Origin of the sequence: Bacillus sp. FJAT-14266 (genome assembly GCF_001719225.1) — a bacterium.
Taxonomy (GTDB): Bacteria; Bacillota; Bacilli; order Bacillales; family Bacillaceae; genus Bacillus; species Bacillus subtilis.
Map to the genome: position 1 here is coordinate 2,510,152 of NZ_CP017072.1, position 18,644 is coordinate 2,528,795.

General features: G+C 43.5%; 15 protein-coding genes. 2 read left to right on the forward strand and 13 right to left on the reverse strand.

Annotation, left to right across the window (positions count from 1 at the left end):
• Positions 1 to 69 precede the first annotated feature (69 nt).
• Positions 70 to 627 (forward strand): hypothetical protein, encoded by a 558-nt coding sequence (locus BGM23_RS12920; RefSeq protein WP_029726479.1) that lies wholly within the window; start codon positions 70 to 72, stop codon positions 625 to 627.
• Positions 628 to 782: 155 nt separating this feature from the next.
• Positions 783 to 1,238 carry a regulatory YrvL family protein gene (locus BGM23_RS12930; protein WP_015252068.1) on the forward strand — a complete coding sequence of 152 codons (456 nt, stop codon included), beginning with the start codon at positions 783 to 785 and terminating at the stop codon, positions 1,236 to 1,238.
• A gap of 398 nt (positions 1,239 to 1,636) precedes the next feature.
• Here the strand turns inward: BGM23_RS12930 and mutL are convergent, their stop codons facing one another.
• The 13 genes from mutL to BGM23_RS12995 all read right to left on the reverse strand — a co-directional run bounded on the left by mutL (position 1,637) and on the right by BGM23_RS12995 (position 18,635).
• Positions 1,637 to 3,520 carry a DNA mismatch repair endonuclease MutL gene (mutL, locus tag BGM23_RS12935; RefSeq protein ID WP_029726480.1) on the reverse strand — a complete coding sequence of 628 codons (1,884 nt, stop codon included), beginning with the start codon at positions 3,518 to 3,520 and terminating at the stop codon, positions 1,637 to 1,639.
• A gap of 15 nt (positions 3,521 to 3,535) precedes the next feature.
• A complete protein-coding gene (mutS, locus tag BGM23_RS12940; RefSeq protein WP_029726481.1) occupies positions 3,536 to 6,112 on the reverse strand; it encodes a DNA mismatch repair protein MutS in 2,577 nt (858 codons plus the stop codon).
• 132 nt (positions 6,113 to 6,244) lie between these two features.
• Positions 6,245 to 6,790, reverse strand: coding sequence for an outer spore coat protein CotE (gene cotE, locus BGM23_RS12945; protein ID WP_003231833.1), 546 nt, complete (start codon positions 6,788 to 6,790; stop codon positions 6,245 to 6,247).
• A gap of 261 nt (positions 6,791 to 7,051) precedes the next feature.
• Entirely contained in the window at positions 7,052 to 7,483 is a 432-nt protein-coding gene (ricA, locus tag BGM23_RS12950) for a regulatory iron-sulfur-containing complex subunit RicA (RefSeq protein ID WP_003231834.1), read from the reverse strand.
• 1 nt (position 7,484) lies between these two features.
• Positions 7,485 to 9,014 carry a tRNA (N6-isopentenyl adenosine(37)-C2)-methylthiotransferase MiaB gene (gene miaB, locus BGM23_RS12955; protein WP_014479820.1) on the reverse strand — a complete coding sequence of 510 codons (1,530 nt, stop codon included), beginning with the start codon at positions 9,012 to 9,014 and terminating at the stop codon, positions 7,485 to 7,487.
• A gap of 147 nt (positions 9,015 to 9,161) precedes the next feature.
• Positions 9,162 to 10,340: a glycine C-acetyltransferase gene (locus tag BGM23_RS12960; RefSeq protein ID WP_014664025.1), complete on the reverse strand. Its 1,179-nt coding sequence runs from the start codon at positions 10,338 to 10,340 to the stop codon at positions 9,162 to 9,164.
• A gap of 12 nt (positions 10,341 to 10,352) precedes the next feature.
• On the reverse strand, positions 10,353 to 11,396 hold the full coding sequence (gene tdh, locus BGM23_RS12965) for an L-threonine 3-dehydrogenase (RefSeq protein ID WP_029726482.1): 1,044 nt from the start codon (positions 11,394 to 11,396) through the stop codon (positions 10,353 to 10,355).
• Positions 11,397 to 11,661: 265 nt separating this feature from the next.
• Complete coding sequence (spoVS, locus tag BGM23_RS12970) at positions 11,662 to 11,922, reverse strand: stage V sporulation protein SpoVS (RefSeq protein WP_003154135.1); 261 nt, start codon at positions 11,920 to 11,922, stop codon at positions 11,662 to 11,664.
• 199 nt (positions 11,923 to 12,121) lie between these two features.
• Entirely contained in the window at positions 12,122 to 12,916 is a 795-nt protein-coding gene (ymdB, locus tag BGM23_RS12975) for a 2',3'-cyclic-nucleotide 2'-phosphodiesterase (protein WP_029726483.1), read from the reverse strand.
• A gap of 68 nt (positions 12,917 to 12,984) precedes the next feature.
• On the reverse strand, positions 12,985 to 14,547 hold the full coding sequence (rny, locus tag BGM23_RS12980) for a ribonuclease Y (protein WP_003221010.1): 1,563 nt from the start codon (positions 14,545 to 14,547) through the stop codon (positions 12,985 to 12,987).
• 275 nt (positions 14,548 to 14,822) lie between these two features.
• On the reverse strand, positions 14,823 to 15,998 hold the full coding sequence (locus tag BGM23_RS12985; protein WP_029726484.1) for a serine hydrolase domain-containing protein: 1,176 nt from the start codon (positions 15,996 to 15,998) through the stop codon (positions 14,823 to 14,825).
• A 167-nt stretch (positions 15,999 to 16,165) separates the two neighbouring features.
• On the reverse strand, positions 16,166 to 17,212 hold the full coding sequence (recA, locus tag BGM23_RS12990; protein WP_003245789.1) for a recombinase RecA: 1,047 nt from the start codon (positions 17,210 to 17,212) through the stop codon (positions 16,166 to 16,168).
• A 172-nt stretch (positions 17,213 to 17,384) separates the two neighbouring features.
• Positions 17,385 to 18,635: a competence/damage-inducible protein A gene (locus BGM23_RS12995; RefSeq protein ID WP_015715898.1), complete on the reverse strand. Its 1,251-nt coding sequence runs from the start codon at positions 18,633 to 18,635 to the stop codon at positions 17,385 to 17,387.
• Positions 18,636 to 18,644: the final 9 nt, after the last annotated feature.

The following is an 18,644-nucleotide window of genomic DNA, read 5'->3' on the forward strand; positions in this document are numbered from 1 at the left end:
TGTGTTACAAAAACAAAGATGGTAACATATTATTTAAATAATACAACTGTATTGAAAAGAGGGAATGGATTGAACGGTATCGCATGGATGATTGTTTTCTGTGAAATTGCGTTTTGGGTTGTCATTGTTTTGGGGCTTGCTGTACGCTACGTATTCAAACGACATACATTAGGACTGCTATTCCTTGCCTTAACTCCAGTTATCGATTTGATCTTGTTAGCGGCAACTGGTGTGGACCTTTACCGCGGAGCCTCAGCGACCGCAGCCCATGGGATTGCAGCTGTTTACATCGGTATATCGATCGCTTATGGGAAACAAATGATTCAATGGGCAGATGAAAAGTTTCAATATTATGTGACAAAAAAAGGAACAAAACCGCTGAAACGTTTTGGAATGAACCATGCCAAGCACGGTGCGAAAGGCTGGCTAAGACATGTGCTGGCCTACTTAATTGGTGCGGGACTATTGGCAGGGATGATCTATTTTATCAATGACTCTTCCCGAACCGAGGCGTTGAGCGGCATTCTTAAACTGTGGACTGTCATTATAGGCATTGACTTTCTCATTACAGCCAGCTATTTTATTTGGCCAAAAAAAGAGAAAGCTTCGGCGAATCTCAGGAGTTAACATGATGAAAAAGGCCCTTCCCCAGTGGAAAGGACCTTTTTTGGTTTTGTTAAAATATGCTATACTATTTTCGTTAGAAAACAGACTTATAGATATTTTGGGCTGATTCAAGGGTAACTGTTTGTACGAGTAAGCAGGTGAAGGGAGTGTCATACATGAACCAAAAAGAACAGAACGAGCACTCTAAAGATTTTAACCTGAGATCAAAATTAATCGGAATTGTATCTATTACTTTTATCGCGGCCATCGCGCTTGCAGTCATCTTCGGCGGCTTTTTCTTCGGGATGAAAGGCTTATTCTCCATACTTGGCATCACATACGCTTCCAATCAAACATTAGCTTTATTTATTTTAGCCTGCTTTGCTGTAGGTTTAATCATAGACCCACTCACAAAGATTATCTCTATCATTTTGGCAAAATCACTTTCATTGAAAAAGACTGCACTTTTTGCTTTTATACTGTATTTTATCAGCAATCTTATAACGATCTGTTTTGCAGATTACTTTATGCAGTCTATTTATATTCCAGATGTCTTGCTTGTTGTGATATCAGCTTTCATGGCTTTCATTGAACTTGCTTTTGATAACCAGCCTAATAGAGAAGCAGCTTAAAATGCCGATGGCAGATATGGGAAATTCATAACACCCTATATTTGGACATCACCAGTTATATAAACGAAAAAAACTCCCTGTTCACACGAACAGGGAGCAAAACACAATGTTGTAATTAAATTCTGCATTCTAAAATGATTCTTACATTCGGATCATCAAGTTCATCCAAAAAGATAATGATCTTCGGACCACATGCCATGTGCTTCCACCCCCTCACCCAAAATATACATTAATCCCAATTGCCTGTAAATGGAAATTTTGTTATACAGAGGAACCATGAAGTATAATGCGTTAACACTGCTCACACGTTTACAACCGTTTCTTATAATCTGACACTCGAAGGAGTACAAAAAAAGCATTGATCCATTCAGAGAATGGATCAATGCTTACCACCCCCGCTACATCACGCGTTTGAACATCTTTTCCATCTCATAAGTGGAATGGTGTATGATGATCGGGCGGCCGTGCGGGCATGTAAATGGGTCTGATGTGCTTCGGAGGTCGTCCAGAAGCGCTTTGATTTCATCGTTTCTGAGGTGGCGATTTGCTTTGATGGAGCCTTTGCAGCTCATCATAATCGCCGCTTCCTCGCGGAGTTTTTTAATATCTATATTTTTGGAGTCGAGCACCTGCTGAATGATTTCTTCTATAAGCTCTGCTTCTTCTCCCTTTGGAAACCAGGCCGGGTGGCAGCGGACGATGTAGCTGTTAGAGCCGAATGACTCTAAAAAGACACCGACGCTTTCGAGCTCTTGTTTGTGCTGTTCAATAATCAAAGCCTCATTTGTGGAGTAGTGGAACGTCAGCGGTACAATCATCTCCTGCACCTCAGGCTCAACCTCCCCCACCTTTTCACGAAAGTACTCATATTTAATACGTTCTTGGGCGGCGTGCTGGTCGATAATATACAGGCCGTTTTCGTTTTGTGCCAATATATAAGTCCCGTGCATCTGGCCGATCGGGTACATAATCGGAACCCGCTCAGACGCTGGCTGCTGCTGTTCCTCATGGCATTCCTGCTCAAATGTTTCAGGCAGTTCTTCTGAAACATCGGACACCTCAAGGGTTTGTTCCTGATCAACGATAGGAGGAGCATCAAATTGGAGAGGAGGCAATTCTTCCTCCGCATCAATCGGCTCTTTCACGACTGAGCTGAGCTTCATTGGTGAATAAGATGGCGCATGCGCTTTTTCCGGTACTTTTCTTTCCGGAGGCTTTTCATCAAAGGTTATGAACTGCTGCTCATTTTTGATAACAGGTGCCGATTTTTTCGGAAGCTGGGCACTCGGAATCAGCTGCTGCTGTTTAAATACATCTTTAATTCCGTCACGAATTAAGTCATGAAGCTCTGTTTCCTTGCTGAGCCGGACCTCAAGCTTCGATGGATGCACGTTGACATCGACTAAAATCGGGTCCATCGTAATTTCTATAAAAGTAATCGGATGGCGTCCGATCGGCAGAAGCGTATGATAGCCTTCATGAACCGCTTTGACGAGCGGGAAATTTTTAATGTAACGGCCATTGACCACAGACGACATATAGTTCCTCGACGCCCGTGTAATCTCTGGGAGGGCGATATATCCCTTTACTTCAAAATCCAAGGAGCTCACATGCAGCGGAAGCATTTTTTTGGCGACAGCCGTGCCGTAAATCGCTGCCAGTACATGGCGCACATCTCCGTTTCCGTTCGTTTGAAGCAGGTTTTTCCCATGATGGCGCAGGCGGATCGATACCTCTGGATGCGCCAGAGCAATACGGTTAACCACATCCGTAATGTTTCCAAGCTCTGTATGAACGGTTTTCATATATTTCAAACGGGCCGGTGTGTTAAAAAACAGGTTGGAAACGACAATTTCAGTTCCCTTCCTGCTTGAGGAACGCGATTCGGAAATGATGTTTCCTCCTTGGAGGACGAGCTTCGTCCCAGCTCCTTCACCAGTGCTTGTTTTAATCTCCAGATGAGAGACTGACGCGATACTCGGCAGGGCTTCTCCCCTGAAACCGAGCGTTCTCACCCTGAATAAATCATTTTCATCTTTTATTTTACTCGTTGCGTGGCGGCGGAAAGCTCGCTTGCAATCTTCATTCTCCATTCCTTCGCCGTTATCCAAGACCCGAATGGATGCAAGGCCTGCTTCCTCAATATCGATTTCAATGACTGTGCTGTCAGCGTCGATCGCATTTTCCACCAATTCTTTGACGACTGAGGCGGGCCGTTCCACAACCTCGCCCGCCGCTATTTTATTTGAAAGCTCATCTGACAGCTGGATGACTTTTGCCACATTCATCACCCCGTTTTAATGTAATTTCTTTTGCAGCTTGTACATTTCATTCATCGCTTCAAGCGGTGTCATATCAAGTATATTAAGTGATTTGAAAGCATCGATCACTTGCTTTTCTTTTTTTGAAAGCTTTGGTGTTTCAGCCGGCTTTTCCGCTTCGTCAAAAAAGGACAGCTGTGCCGGCTCTTCTTTCACCTGAGGTTTCTGCACCGGCACTTCCGGTTTGTTTCCTGAATGTTCAAGCTCTTTTAAAATATCTTGGGCGCGGGCAATCAGATCTCCCGGCAGTTCGGCAAGCTGAGCTACATGGATACCATAGCTTTTATCAGCGGCACCTTCTTTGATTTGATGAAGAAAGACAACCGTTCCGTTATATTCTTCAGCGCGAACATGAACGTTTTTCAGCTGGGGCAGCTTGTCCTCAAGAACGGTCAGCTCGTGATAGTGTGTGCTGAACAGCGTCTTGGCGCCGATATGATCGTGAACATATTCAATAATCGCCTGTGCCAGCGCCATGCCGTCATAAGTGGACGTTCCCCGCCCGATTTCATCAAACAGAATGAGGCTGTTTTTCGTCGCGTTGACAATCGCATTTTTCGCTTCAAGCATTTCTACCATAAATGTACTTTGTCCGGAAATCAAATCATCTGCAGCGCCGATTCGTGTGAAAATTTGATCAAAAATCGGAAGCACCGCTTTTTTCGCGGGTACAAAGCAGCCGATTTGCGCCATAATGGAAATGAGCGCGATTTGTCTCATATACGTGCTTTTCCCTGACATGTTTGGACCTGTAATGAGAAGCATTTGTCTGTTATCGCCCATCATACAGTTGTTCGGGACATATTCCTGGCTGTCCATGACTTTTTCAACAACCGGGTGTCTGCCTTCAATCACTTCGACTTCATCTTTAGAGAACTCCGGTTTCGTGTAGTGGCGATTTTCACTGATTGTCGCAAAGCATTGCAGTGCGTCCAGCTCGCTCATCTGTTTTGCAAGCAACTGTAGCCGCGGAATATACTGCTTCACTTTCTCGCGCAGCTCGGTAAACAGCTCGTACTCCAGCTCACAGATGTTATTTTCCGCCTCTAAAATGAGCGCTTCTTTTTCTTTTAATTCAGGTGTAATGTAGCGCTCTGCATTGGTTAACGTCTGTTTCCGCTCATAACGCCCTTCCTCAAGCAAATGCAAATTTGCTTTTGTCACTTCAATGTAATAACCGAAAACTTTATTAAAGCCAACCTTTAAAGAACGAATGCCTGTGTATTCCCGCTCCTGCTGTTCCAGGCGGGCAATCCAGTCTTTTCCGTTTCTGCTTGCATCACGATATTCATCAAGCTTTTGATTATAACCATCTTTAATCAGATTCCCTTCTTTTACCGATAAAGGAGGGTTTTCGTACAGCGCTTCTTCCAGCAGTTCAAGTACATCCCCGCAAGGGTCAATGCGCTCTGCACGTTCCTTGGCCTTGTCATGAGCCAGTGAAGCAACCAGCTGTTTGATGCCAGGAACTTGCTTTAACGATTCCTTCAGCTGAATCAAATCCCGGGCATTGACATTTCCGAATGCAACGCGGCCGGCAAGGCGTTCTAAGTCATATACTTCTTTTAAACGTTCACGCAGATCTTCCCGTTCAAAGAAATGGGACATTAATGTTTCCACCATTTCTTGGCGCTCTTCGATTTGATTGACTCTGATAAGCGGCCGGTCAATCCACTGTTTAAGCAGCCGGCCTCCCATTGCCGTTTTTGTTTCATCCAGCAGCCACAAAAGGGAGCCTTTTTTATTTTTCGAACGAATCGTTTCGGTCAGCTCCAGATTACGCTTTGAGTACAAGTCAATTTTCATCGCTTCCTCAAGCTCATACACCTGCACGGGCTGAAGATGATCAAGGCTGCGCTTTTGGGTTCTTTTCAAATACGTATATAAGCGCAGAAATGTTTTTGTTATATCTTCATTATTTAAGTGCTCAATGATCGTTACGTGTTCGTCTGTTTCTCCGTCTTCAATTGAAATTGTTGCACCGCACCGCTCTCTCAGCTGTGCCACTGTATCGGCATCCAAGCTTCCTGAAACCACGATTTCCCGTGCGCCGACTGAATAAATTTCTGATATGACGTCTTCAAGCCGTTCAATCAAAACAGCCAAATTTTCTCCCGTTGTTAAATCAGACAGCGCAAGTCCGTATCCGTTCGAGCAGGCTGAAACAGATGCGATAAAGTTATTTTCCGATTCATGGATGCCTTTGCCGTCCATTACAGTTCCGGGCGTAATCAGCTGAACCACTTCTCTTTTCACAACGCCCTTTGCGGCTTTCGGATCTTCCGTCTGTTCACAGATCGCCACTTTGTATCCTTTTTTAATAAGCTGTTCGATATACGCGGAAGCAGAATGATACGGCACACCGCACATCGGTATTTTTTCAGCCGCACCGCCATCTCTGCTCGTTAACGTAATTTCCAGCTCTTGTGACGCTTTTTTGGCGTCCTCAAAAAACATTTCGTAAAAATCACCCAGGCGAAAAAATAAAAAGGCATCCTGGTGCTCTGCCTTTATTTTTAAATATTGCTGTATCATAGGCGTATAACCGGCCATTGTTTAATCCCTCACTATGTATCAACGTTTCTATTTTCCAACCTTCATTATAACATAAACAAAAAGTGATAAAAGAATGATATATCAATATAAAAAAGAGACTTGGGGGTACTGTCTCCCCTAGTCCCTTTTTTATTCTTCAGGATCTCCCACTAAAAACTCCGGGTTGATGTCTTCAAGCTCTTCATCAAGCTCATCTTCCCAATCTTCCTCGTCATCCTCTTCCCAGTCAGGATTGACCTCAACAACTACCTTTGTTTCCCCTACCACTTCCGCCAAAAATTCTCTTTCTGCCTGCACAACGATTTTATTTCCATTCGGCGAAATGGTCACTTCAAGGCAGTTTGGCTGCTGAAGCACTTTGGCAATCACTTCATGCTCATCATCTAAGTAATTATTGTCTCTGTATCTGAGTTTAATGACATCTACATATTTTACCCGTTCTGTGACAACCTCTGTCTTTGTGTTGTCCGCGTAAGAGTACCATACGTTTATATCATAATACCCTTCAATTTCTACCGTTTTTCCAATTTTTTCAGCGTCATACTTGTGGTTAATAATCCAACCACCCAAAATGCTGCTCGGTTTTTTCTCAGGCGAGATGGTGTTGGTGCATTGGGTGAATTTTCGGCCTTTCGCTACTACTGCCTTCGTAATAATTTCCCTGTATTCAGACATTCCGGCATGCCTCCTTGTTCTTCTTCGTGTTATCTTATGCTGGGCATTTGTCTAGTGTGCATTTTTATAAATAAAATATAAAAATACAAAGTTTCTGTTCCATTGTATGCAGGTGTGCCTAGAAACTTTACTTATAAGTGCGATAAAGTTTACACGCGGCTGAGCACAGAAAAACCAATTGAATATTTAGTACATAGATTATTTAGTTCATTTATAACCGCACAAATGATGAAAAAACACGGGCCTGTTAAGGCACCGTGTTTAGAGAGAACAGCTGTTATTTGAATGCTTCACCTTTGAACCGGTTTCCCCTTTCAGCAGGTCGCCTCCGGTTGATGTGATGATTTCATTTGTGACTTGGTTGGAAATGGTGTGTGCAACGAGCTGCAGTAGGTCATTTACTTCCATCTGCGAGTCTCTGAATTCCTGGATAACAGGAATCTCTTCAAGCTCTTCTTGCAGCGCGTCAATTTTTGCTTCTACTTGTTTGAGCGCTTCATGCTTTTCATAATGCTTCAGATTGACAGCCTGCTTTTGCAGGGCTTTAATCTGATTAACGATTGTGGACACTTTGTCATTCTCATTGATTTGCGCTTCAGCCCGTTTGAAAAAATCAACCTCTTCTGTTTCAGAAATCATTTTTGCAAGGTTTCGTGCCTGCTGCACAATGTCTTTTTTTGAGTAGAGCGTCATCTTATTTCACCTCGATTGCTTCTCCTACCATTTCTCCGTCAAGCGACCATGTTTTCGCTTGCTGGATTTTCACGCGGACGATTTTGCCGATGGCTTCCTTCGGCCCTTTGAAATTGACAAGCTTGCTTTTTTCCGTATAGCCGGCAAGAATATCAGGGTTATTTTTGCTTTCACCCTCAACTAATACTTCGACAACCTTGCCTTCGTATTCCTTCATTTTTTTAGCAGAAATTTCATTCACCAGTGCGTTTAGACGCTGCAGGCGTTCTTTTTTCACACGCATCGGTACATTATCTTTCATCTTAGCAGCCGGAGTGCCCTCACGCGGAGAGTAAATGAACGTATAGGCGCTGTCAAACTCCACTTCACGGTATAGAGAAAGCGTTTCTTCAAACTGTTCGTCCGTTTCATTTGGAAATCCGACGATAATGTCCGTTGTCAAAGAAGCGTTTGGCATCGCTGTCTTTATTTTTCGCACCAGCTCCATGTAACGCTCTCTGTCATATTTGCGGGCCATCAGCTTCAGAACTTCTGAGCTTCCTGATTGAACCGGAAGATGAATGTGATCAAGCAGATTTCCGCCTTTTGCCAGCACTTCAATGAGGCGGTCGTCAAAGTCGCGCGGATGACTCGTTGTAAAACGGATTCTCGGGATATCGATTTTTCTCAGTTCATCCATCAAATCACCAAGTCCGTACGTCATATCTTCAAAGTCTTTTCCATACGCGTTTACGTTTTGGCCTAACAGAGTAATTTCCTTATAGCCTTCACTTGCGAGCCTTCTCACTTCCTGAATGATATCTTCAGGGCGGCGGCTTCTTTCTTTCCCGCGTGTGTAAGGCACAATGCAATACGTACAGAATTTGTCACAGCCGTACATGATATTGACCCAGCCCTTAATTTTTCCATTTCGGACTTTTGGAAGGTTTTCAATAACGTCCCCTTCCTTAGACCAAACTTCTACAACCATTTCTTTTGAAAGGTATGCTTCTGACAAAAGCTCCGGCAGGCGATGAATGTTATGCGTTCCGAAAATCATATCGACAAACGGATGTTTTTTCAAAATACGGTTCACGACTGATTCCTCTTGGGACATACAGCCGCACACGCCTAAAATCAGATCGGGATTGTTTTTTTTCAGTGCTTTTAAGTGCCCAAGCTCACCAAACACCTTGTTTTCAGCATTTTCACGGATTGCACATGTATTTAACAAAATGACATTGGCGTCGTCAACAGAGTTTGTCGCTTCGTAACCGAGCGCCATAAAGATCCCTGCCATAACCTCTGTATCGTGTTCATTCATTTGGCAGCCGTACGTACGGATATAGAACTTTCTTCCGTCTCCCAATCCTTTAAATTGTTCAGAAATTTTAAAGTCATTATGATAAGTAACGGCTTCCTTGCCTCGTTTTTTCGCGTCTTTTAAAGAAGGCGGAATGTAAACAGCTTCAAAGTACTTGCTGTAATCCTTCTCGGATTTTTTGTCCGATGGATTAACTTGTCCGCTCTCTAATTTTTGTTTTTCATTCATGTCATATTTTCTCCTTTCAAACCAAACTTCCACCCTTCAGTATAAAGGTTATTGAAGCTCTGCACAACTGGCAACCTATCATTGTACACTCATTGAGAATAATAATCAATAAGGAATCAAAAGAGGAAGAGTAAACTCTTCCTCTTGTTACAATAGCTGGAGCTCCTTTGCCGTCTTTTCGATGACATCAAGCGCCTGATCCAGTTCATCTTTAGTGTGCTCTGCTGTTATAATCGTGCGAATTCTGGCTTTTCCCTTTGCTACAGTCGGGAAAACGATACTTTGGGCAAAAACACCGTGAGAAAGGAGCTGATCTGAAAATTGCTTTGCCACACCTTCATCACCTATTAAAATAGGAAGAATCGGCGTTTCACTCTTCGTGAGAGTCAGGCCCATTTTCACAAGCATTGCTTTAAAATAGGCAGTATTCTCCCACAAGCGCTCCATATGCTCCGGCTCTTCAAGCAAGACATCAATCGCTTCCATACAAGCTGCAGTGACAGCCGGCGGATGAGATGTGCTGAATAAAAATGGACGGCCTTTATGGCGCAAATAATCGATCAGCACCTTTGAACCTGCAGCGTAGCCGCCGAGCACTCCGATTGCCTTGCTTAATGTTCCGACCTGAATATGCACTCTGCCGTCAAGACCGAAGTGATTCACCGTTCCCCTGCCGTTTTCGCCAAGTACTCCGGATGCATGGGCGTCATCCACCATCACAAATGCGTCATATTTCTCAGCGAGCTCTACAATATCAGGCAGAGGAGCTATGTTGCCATCCATGGAAAATACGCCGTCTGTCACAATCAGACGCATCCGATAATTCATTGACTTTCTCAGCACCCGCTCTAAATCACTCATATTGACGTGCTGATACACCTTTTTATCCGCCTTTGTCAGTCGAATTCCGTCAATAATAGAGGCATGGTTCAATTCATCTGAGATGACAATGTCCTCTTTTGATAGAATACTTGAAAGTACGCCTTGGTTTGTTGTGAAGCCTGATTGGAATACAAGTGCCGCCTCCGTTTTTTTAAAGGCTGCCAGCTTTTTCTCAAGCTCTTGATGCATTGTAAATGTACCGGCAATCGTTCTCACTGATCCGGTGCCGGCTCCATACTGCTGAACGGCCTCCTGTGCGGCGTTGATGAGTCTAGGATGTGAAGTGAATCCGAGGTAATTATTAGAAGATAGCTGAATGACTTTTTGGTGATTCACTGTGACAGAGGGGCCCTGCATAGATTCAAGCTGTTTTATGTCTTGCCATGTATGGTTTTCTTTCATACTATCAAGCTCTGCTTTTAAAAACTCAAATTCCTTCGTCATGTTTATCCCCCTTTATGGAATTAAAATTACTTTTCCGCACTGCCCGCTTCTCATCAGTTCGAAACCTTTTTCAAACTCCTCTAACGGAAACTGATGGGTAATAACAGGTTCAAGATCGATCACGTTTGAACTGATCAACTGAGACACCTGGCGCCATGTTGAAAACATTTTTCTTCCTGTGATTCCTTGGATGGTAAGCCCTTTAAATACCACTTTATTCGTCAAATCAATTGTCACCGGATGTTCCGGCAAGCTGAGAATATGAAATCTTCCGCCATTTGCAGCCATCGCAAGACCTTGGGCAATCGCTGAGGGATGTCCCGACATCTCACAAACAAGATCTGCTCCTTCCCCACTCGTTAAAGCGCTTACAATTTTGAGCGGGTCTTCTTTTTCAATAGAAACAGTACAAGTCGCTCCCATTTGTTTTGCAAGCCTCAGCCTGTATTCATTCTTATCAATCGCTATCACCTGAGAAGCTCCTGCTGCTTTTGCAACCGCAACAGCCATAAGACCAATCGGTCCGCATCCAATCACTGCAGTCGTTCCTCCTGCAGGCTGGCTCTCGAGTACGGTATGAACTGCATTTCCTAAAGGCTCTTGAATGGAAGCAATCGACGGGTCCATATCAGCGGGATTTCTCCAAATATTATCAGCTGGAACTTTTACATACTCCGCAAAACAGCCTGCCGTGTCCACTCCGATTATAGCAGTATTGGTACACACATGAGATTTTCCTGTTAGGCAAGGGACACATTCACCACAGACAATGTGTGTTTCCGCAGACACATACTCTCCCACTTTTACACTGCTGACATTCTCTCCCACGCCCTCTACGATGCCGCTGAACTCATGGCCGAAAACATAGGGTGTTTTGATTCTCTGACGTGCCCATTGATCCCAATTATAAATGTGGACATCCGTGCCGCATATGGAAGCGGCTTTCACTTTTATGAGGACTTCATGTTTATCAATCTCAGGAATGGGAACTTCAGTAAGCACAGCACCGAACGCCCCGTCCTTTTTCATTAGAGCTTTCATCTTTCCACTCTGCATGTACAATCCTCCTTGAAAAATTCTTGTTATATTCGGATTGTACCATGATATGGAATAAGCGTAAACAGCACTGTCTTTTCCAGAAGGACAAAAGTATCTGTCTTGAAAAATGGGCGGAAATTTTTTTTGAAACGTTTTAGCTCATTTCTGATTTTGTATATTCGCTCATTTATGTGCTAAAAATACTATCGGGAGAAAATATCACAATAAATGAAAAACAACCTGTTTGCATTACGCAAACAGGTTGAGAATGCTTTATTTGTTTTTAGCGAGGCTCCACGATTAATTTAATCGCTGTTCTTTCTTCCCCATCGATTTGAATATCTGTAAAAGCCGGAATACAAATCAAATCAACGCCGCTAGGCGCCACAAATCCCCTGGCAATCGCCACAGCTTTTACAGCCTGGTTTAATGCACCCGCTCCGATCGCTTGAATCTCGGCGGCTCCTCGCTCTCTCAACACGCCTGCAAGCGCACCTGCCACTGAATTTGGACTCGATTTTGCTGAAACTTTTAAGATTTCCATTTCTGCTCCCCCTTAGTTTTACAATGGATAAGTGAGTGTTCATTAGAACAATCATTATTAGATGTTGCTATCCAAAAAGCCATCCCCACAATGCTTTTCAAAAATAGCGGGCTACCTTCCATTTTTACTATATTCACTAAGGAGTTGCTATATTCCTGCTTTTCTTTTTAATATTTTTATAAAATAACCATATGTTCAACTATTCAAAGAACATGTGATCATCGTTGATTAAAATACGCTCAATTTTCACGGCTTTTTTCGTTTGATCGTCAATGTCAATGACAACTCCGCTGAGCGTTGTTTTTCCTTCAGCGACAGTAAACCGGACTGGAAGGTTCGTTTTGAATCGCTTAATAATCGTCTCTCTGTCCATCCCCAGTATACCGTCATACGGGCCAGTCATTCCCACATCAGTAATATATGCCGTTCCCTTCGGCAAAATGCGGTTATCCGCTGTTTGCACATGTGTATGAGTTCCTACTACAGCCGACGCCCTTCCATCCGCATACCAGCCAAGTGCGAGCTTTTCACTTGTCGCTTCGGCATGAAAGTCGATAAAAATGTACGGTGTTCTTTTCGCAGCTTCTGCGATCAATTCATCCGCTTTTAAAAACGGGTCATCAAGCGGCGGCAAAAACGTACGTCCCTGCAAATTAATGACTGCTAGTTCTTTGCCGTTTGCTTTCACATATGTGATCCCTTTCCCCGGTGTTCCTTCAGGAAAGTTTGCCGGGCGAACCAAGTTCGGAACGTCATCTATAAAATCAAATATTTCTTTTTTGTCCCATGTGTGGTTCCCCATTGTGATTGCATCTGCGCCGGACTGGATTAAGCTGTGATAAATTTTTTCCGTCAGGCCTTTTCCATGTGCGGCGTTTTCACCATTAATAATGGTAAAGTGAGGCTTATATTTTGTTTTTAGCTTTGGTACATATTCTTTGACCATGTCACGGCCCGGTGAACCGACAACATCTCCGATAAATAAAATTCTCATTTTGTAAATCCTTTCTTCTTGAAAATTCCTTGCCGTCAAAAAAATAAAGTGATGCTTAGCGCATCACTTTATTTTGCATACTCTACGGCTCGAGTCTCTCTGATTACTGTCACCTTAATATGACCTGGATAATCGAGCTCGTCCTCAATTCGCTTGCGGATATCTCGCGCCAGTCGATGAGCCTCAAGATCATTAATTGAATCCGGCTTCACCATAATACGCACTTCGCGTCCAGCCTGAATGGCAAATGATTTTTCAACACCTTCGTAGGACTCAGAAATTTCTTCGAGTTTTTCAAGTCTTCGAATATAATTCTCGAGCGTCTCACTTCTTGCGCCAGGTCTTGCAGCGGAAAGCGCATCTGCTGCAGCTACCAGTACAGCAATAATGGAAGTCGGCTCCTCATCCCCGTGGTGTGATGCAATACTGTTAATCACGACTGGGTGCTCTTTATATTTGGTCGCAAGCTCTACCCCGATTTCAACGTGGCTTCCTTCTACTTCATGGTCAATTGCTTTCCCGATGTCGTGAAGAAGACCCGCACGTTTAGCAAGCTTTGCGTCTTCACCAAGCTCCGATGCCATTAGACCGGCCAAGAATGCGACTTCCATGGAATGCTTAAGCACATTTTGACCGTAGCTTGTACGGAACTTTAAGCGGCCGAGGATCTTGATGAGATCTGGGTGGAGGCCGTGAACGCCAACCTCAAATGTCGTTTGCTCACCCATCTCACGAATATAGTCATCGACCTCGCGGCGAGATTTTTCAACCATTTCTTCAATCCGTGCCGGATGAATACGGCCATCCTGAACGAGTTTATCAAGAGCAATTCTGGCTGTCTCACGTCTGATCGGATCAAATCCGGAAAGAATGACAGCTTCAGGCGTATCATCAATAATCAGGTCAATTCCTGTCAGCGTTTCAAGCGTACGAATGTTACGCCCTTCCCGTCCGATGATACGTCCTTTCATCTCATCATTTGGAAGATTGACAACTGATACCGTTGTTTCGGCAACGTGGTCCGCTGCGCAGCGCTGTAAGGCGAGTGAAAGAATGTTTTTCGCTTTCTTATCCGCCTCTTCTTTCGCACGGTTTTCAGTTTCTTTTGTCATGATGGCGATGTCATGTGAAAGCTCGTTTTCAACCCGCTCAAGAATGATTTGTTTCGCTTCATCACGAGTCAGACTCGAAATTCGTTCCAACTCAGACTGCTGCATACGAATCATCTCATCCACTTTGCTTTCCATCTCTTCAATATGTTGTTGTCGTTCATTCAGAGAATGATCTTTCTTCTCCAACATCGCTTCCCGTTTATCAATTCCCTCATGTTTGCGATCAAGGTTTTCCTCCTTTTGGAGTAAACGGTTTTCTTGTTTTTGAAGCTCATTTCGTCTTTCACGAACTTCCTGTTCAGCATCTATTCGAAGTTTGTGGATTTCATCCTTTGCTTCAAGCAGAGCTTCTTTTTTCAGTGCTTCAGCATCACGCTTCGCATCTTCAAGAATTTGCTCGGCTGCACCGCGTGCGCCCGCAATTTTCGCTTCGGCAATGGTTTTACGAACAAAGTAGCCAACAACTAAACCGAGTAGAATCAGCAAAATGGAGATGAGAACCATCATAATTGGGGTCATACTTTCACCTCCTCTTGCTATGAACTTGGTTGTTGCTTAAAAAGTGTCGGCATGTACATTGTCTAGTTTTCTCAACATACAGAACCTTCACAGGGAATGAGAGTGTTCATCGCCCTTGTCAAGTTTAAATGGTTTAACAATCATGTTAAAAAAACAAATGTTACAACTTCATTGTAAATGTGTCGGAAATACTTGTCAAGCTTGCCATCTTAACGTTTGCAGGCCATTCGTCTTTTCACGTGCCGAATGCAATTCATCCAAAAGAAGATCGCCAATCATTCTTGATTTAGAAGCTGGTATATTTTATTGTTCACTTGGCCCAATTTAGCATTATTTTGAATGTTTGAGAACAAAATAACAATGGTTTGCCCAGATTTGCTAAAGCTGTTCAAGATATTGAAGCCCGGCATAACACCATGGTTTGAATAGCTTCCGGGAGCAACATAAAATCCCATGCCGTATGTGGAGCTGCTCCCTGGCGTAAACATCTTTTCATAGCTTTTTTGCGAATACAGTTTTCCGTCTATCAGCGCTTGGTCAAATTTGTACATATCTATAGCGCTCATATAAATATCACCGGCTCCATACAGCTGGGATAGATCAGGTATATACGGTGTAACTGTTTTGCTGCCCTCCATCTTATACCCGACAGCAGGATAAGGTTCTTTTTCATATGTTTTGTAAAAGCCTGCATGCGTCATTCCCGCAGGTTTAAAAATATGATTCTTTATGTACTGTTCATAGGGCTCACCGCTTACTTCAGCAATAATATAAGCGAGAACAGAATAGTTGGAATCCTTGTAGTCCCATACGCCCGGCTGACGTTTGATTCCCTGAAGTTCTATGTCTTTTATTAAATCGTCCGGAGTAATGGCGCCGTTTCCTTCAATATGTCCGTTTATCCCCGATGTATGTGTAAGCAGATTCTTCAAAGTAATCGTTTGTCCGTTGGGAAAATGAGGTAAATACGTGCTTACCGGATCACTTGTCTGAAGTTTCCCCTTTTCCTCAAGCTGCAAAATAGCAGTTGCAATCAGCGCTTTTTGTGATGAACCGACATAAAAAGATGTCAATGGATTATTTTGAATATAGTGTTTACGGTCAGCATAGCCAAAACCTTTATTTGTTACGATTTCTCCATTTCTGACAATCATGGCTGTTCCGCTGAAACCGATCTCTTCTAAATAATTGCTGATTTTTTGATTTCGATCCACTGTTTTGATTTGTTCCTCTGATTTTTTGGCAGTTTTCTTTTTGACCTCTTTTTTCTGATCGGTATTTGAAACCGCTGCAGTTTCTTGAGATGGCTCGTTTTCTTCACTATTTCGATGAAGAGCATTCCAAATCGTAATGCAAACCATCACTGCTAAAAGACCAAGCAACAGTTTTCCTCTTTTATTTAGTTTTCTCCGTCTGCGTTTCGCAGTTCTTCTGCGGGTTGGGCTTGTCATTCATTTTTTCCTCCCAAAATAAATTCCATTTTGCACACGTTTTGTTAGACGAATAAAGCCCTAAAAAAGTTGTCAAAAAAAGCAATATTTTTATCATTTTTTTGCAAAATACAAAAAAGCTGAGTTTTTCACTCAGCCTTTTGTATCATTTGAAACTTATTTTATTTTTATTCTTCAAATTCGAGTTCTTCTTGTGTCTCTTCAGCTTGCTGCTGCACTACTCCGTTATTATCCAAGCCGTAATGTTCGCGAATTTGCTCCTGGATCATCAGCATGATATCTTTATTTTCTTTCAGGAATTGTTTTGCATTTTCACGGCCTTGGCCAAGACGCTCTTCTTCATAAGAGTACCATGAACCGCTTTTTTGCACGATATCAAGTTCAGTTCCTAGATCAATGATTTCGCCTTCTTTTGAAATGCCTTCTCCGTACATAATGTCAACCTCGGCTGTACGGAACGGCGGAGCCACCTTGTTTTTCACGACTTTGATTTTCGTTTTGTTCCCCATTACGTCGTTGCCTTGTTTCAGCTGTTCAGCACGGCGCACTTCAAGACGCACGGAAGAGTAGAATTTCAACGCACGGCCTCCAGGAGTTGTTTCCGGGTTCCCGAACATAACGCCGACTTTTTCACGAATTTGGTTAATGAAAATCGCGATTGTCTTCGATTTGTTAATGGCCCCTGAAAGCTTACGAAGCGCTTGAGACATTAAGCGTGCTTGTAAACCGACATGAGAATCTCCCATGTCGCCTTCAATTTCCGCTTTCGGAACGAGAGCGGCTACAGAGTCGACAACGACAATGTCAACTGCCCCGCTTCGAACCAATGCTTCCGCAATTTCAAGCGCCTGCTCGCCTGTGTCAGGCTGAGACAGTAAAAGCTCTTCGATGTTAACACCGAGCTTTTGCGCGTATACCGGATCTAACGCATGCTCCGCATCGATAAACGCGGCTTGTCCGCCCTGCTGCTGAACTTCAGCAATCGCATGAAGCGCCACAGTTGTTTTACCTGAGCTTTCAGGACCGTATACTTCAATAATCCGTCCGCGAGGATATCCGCCAATTCCCAGTGCTGTATCAAGGGCTAGGGAGCCGCTTGGGACAGTAGAAATTCTTGTATCTGTCTTTTCTCCCAGTTTCATAATGGAACCTTTGCCGAACTGTTTTTCTATTTGTTTAAGAGCCATATCTAAGGCTGCCTGACGATCACTCATTCTATTTTTTCCTCCTTTATGTTACCACTACATATACTATACCCTGTTTGAAGGGATTTGCCAAGAAAAAAGCGAACGCATATTCGGATTTTTTCTTAGCGTGATTCCTATCAAAATATCATAATGTATCAGAGAAATCATGTTTTCTTAGGAGGATAATGTGCTGAAAATATTATTTTTGCTCTAAAAGCTTTAAGATTAAATGGCAGCCGTATTTAGCGCCGCGTTTTCTGATCCCCGTTCTGTAGCCCGCAAAGTGAAACTCGTGAACCTCTTCTTTACCGTTTGCGGAAATGCCGATAAACACATGCCCAGGCTCATGCCCTTCTTGAGCATCAGGTCCTGCTACACCAGTAAAGCTAATGCCGATATCGCTGCCAGTGAGTTTTTGAACACCCTTAGCCAGTTCTGATGCGCATTCCTTGCTGACCGCCCCAAAACGATCTAATGTTTCCTTCTTGACACCAAGCACATTCTGCTTCACGTCGTTTGTATAGCAAACAACGCCCCCGGCAAATAATTTTGAGGCACCGCTATGATCCGTCAGCCATTCAGAAAACAGCCCTCCGGTAAAGCTTTCTGCCGCAGAAATTGTAATGCCTTTTTCCTTACACGCTATAGATAGCTCTTTTACAAGAGAAGTATCATCGTAACCATAGAAAAATTCACCGACACGCTCTAAGATAACGGCCTCTGTTTCTTTTAACAGACGCTCTGTTTCCTTTTCATCGGCGTGTTTGGCTGTCAGACGCAGCGTCACCTCTCCATCAGCCGCCAAAGGCGCAATTGTCGGATTGGTTTGTGCATCAATAATATCTTCCAAATCGGCTTCAAGCTGAGATTCACCGATACCGAAAAAGCGAAGAACAGTTGACACAATTTTTTCATTTGAACCCATCTTTTTCAGCAGAAGAGGCTTTGCCTCGTTTTCAAACATTGGACGCAATTCGCTCGGCGGTCCAGGAAGAAGCATATAATAGCGCGATTCATGCTCTGTGAGCATTCCCGGGGCCATTCCAAAGTGATTCGCCAGCACGTCAGAGCCTTCGATCACAAGCGCCTGTTTTCGGTTATTAGGTGACATCGTGCGTTTTGTTCGTTTGAAATAGTCCTCAATGGATTGGAATGCCTCATCATTTAACACAAGCGGACGTCCCAGCGTATTTGCAATCGTTTCTTTCGTCAGATCATCTTTTGTGGGTCCAAGCCCTCCTGAAAAAATAATGAAGTCAGAGCGTTCTTCAGCAATGCGGATGACCTGCTTCAGCCGCTCCGGGTTATCTCCGACCGCTGTATGATAAAATACGTTGACCCCGATTTCAGCGAGCTGTTTGCTGATAAATTGAGCATTTGTATTGGCGATTTGGCCAAGCAGCAGCTCTGAACCGACTGCAATTATTTCTGCTTTTTTTGGAAATTCCATGACGAAGTC

Bases quoted from the DNA above. Each gene is read 5' to 3' on its own strand.
- BGM23_RS12995 (WP_015715898.1), bottom strand. From the start codon at position 18,635: ATGGAATTTCCAAAAAAAGCAGAAATAATTGCAGTCGGTTCAGAGCTG.
- BGM23_RS12985 (WP_029726484.1), bottom strand. From the start codon at position 15,998: ATGACAAGCCCAACCCGCAGAAGAACTGCGAAACGCAGACGGAGAAAA.
- cotE (WP_003231833.1), bottom strand. From the start codon at position 6,790: ATGTCTGAATACAGGGAAATTATTACGAAGGCAGTAGTAGCGAAAGGC.
- ricA (WP_003231834.1), bottom strand. From the start codon at position 7,483: ATGACGCTCTACTCAAAAAAAGACATTGTGCAGCAGGCACGAAACCTT.
- mutS (WP_029726481.1), bottom strand. From the start codon at position 6,112: ATGGCCGGTTATACGCCTATGATACAGCAATATTTAAAAATAAAGGCA.
- recA (WP_003245789.1), bottom strand. From the start codon at position 17,212: ATGAGTGATCGTCAGGCAGCCTTAGATATGGCTCTTAAACAAATAGAA.
- BGM23_RS12930 (WP_015252068.1), top strand. From the start codon at position 783: ATGAACCAAAAAGAACAGAACGAGCACTCTAAAGATTTTAACCTGAGA.
- spoVS (WP_003154135.1), bottom strand. From the start codon at position 11,922: ATGGAAATCTTAAAAGTTTCAGCAAAATCGAGTCCAAATTCAGTGGCA.
- ymdB (WP_029726483.1), bottom strand. From the start codon at position 12,916: ATGAGAATTTTATTTATCGGAGATGTTGTCGGTTCACCGGGCCGTGAC.
- miaB (WP_014479820.1), bottom strand. From the start codon at position 9,014: ATGAATGAAAAACAAAAATTAGAGAGCGGACAAGTTAATCCATCGGAC.
- BGM23_RS12960 (WP_014664025.1), bottom strand. From the start codon at position 10,340: ATGACGAAGGAATTTGAGTTTTTAAAAGCAGAGCTTGATAGTATGAAA.
- tdh (WP_029726482.1), bottom strand. From the start codon at position 11,396: ATGCAGAGTGGAAAGATGAAAGCTCTAATGAAAAAGGACGGGGCGTTC.
- rny (WP_003221010.1), bottom strand. From the start codon at position 14,547: ATGACCCCAATTATGATGGTTCTCATCTCCATTTTGCTGATTCTACTC.